Annotated in this window: 1 protein-coding gene; it reads right to left on the bottom strand. The window is 64.1% G+C overall.

Annotated features, from left to right (window positions below):
* Nucleotides 1-30 precede the first annotated feature (30 nt).
* A protein-coding gene (locus ACJH6I_RS31770) for an IS3 family transposase (RefSeq protein ID WP_099048483.1) occupies nt 31-1,301 on the bottom strand; the annotation gives its coding sequence in 2 pieces (ribosomal slippage) (nt 31-1,028 and nt 1,028-1,301; 1,272 coding nt in all).
* Nucleotides 1,302-1,355: the final 54 nt, after the last annotated feature.

Genomic DNA, 1,355 nt, shown 5'->3' with positions numbered 1-1,355 from the left:
TGAACCGCCCCGAGTTTGATGCACACCGGTTTATTGGTGCGCAGCCTCTGATTGGGCTGTGCTCGTAGCGTAGTAGATGGTCTCGTATTCGATCGGCGGGATGCGGCCCAGGCGGTGCATGAGCCGGTCGGTGTTGTACCAGTGGACCCAGTCGGCGGTGAGCAGTTCTACGTCGGTCAGTCGGTGCAGCGGTCCGCGACGGAATGGGGAGTCGTCGCGGACGGCTTCGTTCTTGTACAGCCCGATGGTGGTCTCGGCCAACGCGTTATCGAAGGCATCGCCGACCGATCCGATCGAGGGCACCAATCCGGACAAGGACAGGGTTTCCCCGAACCGCACCGACGTATACTGAGAGCCCGCATCCGAGTGGTGAATAGTGCTGCCCGACAACGGATTACCATCACGACGCCGGAGTTGCGCGGCGTGGCGGATTGCCCGCCGCACGAACGCATCACTCTTGCCCGCTGAGCAGGTCCAGCCCACGATGCGCCCGGCGTAGGCGTCGATGACGAACGCGGTGTAGACGAACACCCCGGCGGCCAGTCTGACGTAGGTGAAATCGGCTACCAGCAACCTGTTGGGCGCCTCGACGCGGAACTGGCGGTCCACCAGATCCGGGGCTCGCCCGGCAGCCGGGTCAGCGATGGTGGTGCGAACCTTCTTACGGCGGGTCACCCCACGCCACCGGTTGTCCCGCATGAGGCGCTCCACCGTGCAGCGGGCCACCTCGATGCCCTGACGGCGCAGATGGGCCCACATCTTGACCGCGCCGTACAACGACTCGGGCTTGCGGTGTCCGTGTTCGTCGGGTTCGTAGTAGCCGGCCAGCACCTCAGTAATGGCCATATCCCACAAGGCCCGCGCCGATGGCGGCCGCGCCAGCCAGGCGTAGAACGTTCTCGGGGCAATCTGGCAGCCGTGCTTGGACAGCACGCGGCAGATCGGAGCGACCCCGAACCGAGCACGATGCTCGGCGATGAACGCACAAATCAGCGGCGTCGCGGGTCGCTCTCCCGCGCGAAGAAACTTGTTGCCGCCTTGAGGATTTCGATGGTTTCCTCAAGCTCACGGTTCTTACGTTTGAGCTCTCTGTTCTCGCGCGCAACGTCGGTGGGCACCCCTGCCCGGTCCCCGGCGTCGACCTCGCTCTGGTTGATCCAGCGGCGCAGCGATTCGTAGGAGACACCCAACCGTTTGGCGACCGCGGTGATGCACGCCGTGCGGGTGTCGTACTCCTCGACATGGTCAGCGACCAACCGCACCGCCCGGGCCTTGAACTCCTCGTCGTACTTCTTCGGCATGATGCGAACAACCTTCCCTCGAAAGAAGGTGTGCATCAAACTCGGGGCGGTTCA

Source organism: Mycobacterium sp. SMC-13 (assembly GCF_045311035.1).
Classification (GTDB): Bacteria; Actinomycetota; Actinomycetes; order Mycobacteriales; family Mycobacteriaceae; genus Mycobacterium.
Note: the sequence above shows the minus strand (reverse complement) of the source record. Positions and strands in the feature narration are given on the sequence as shown.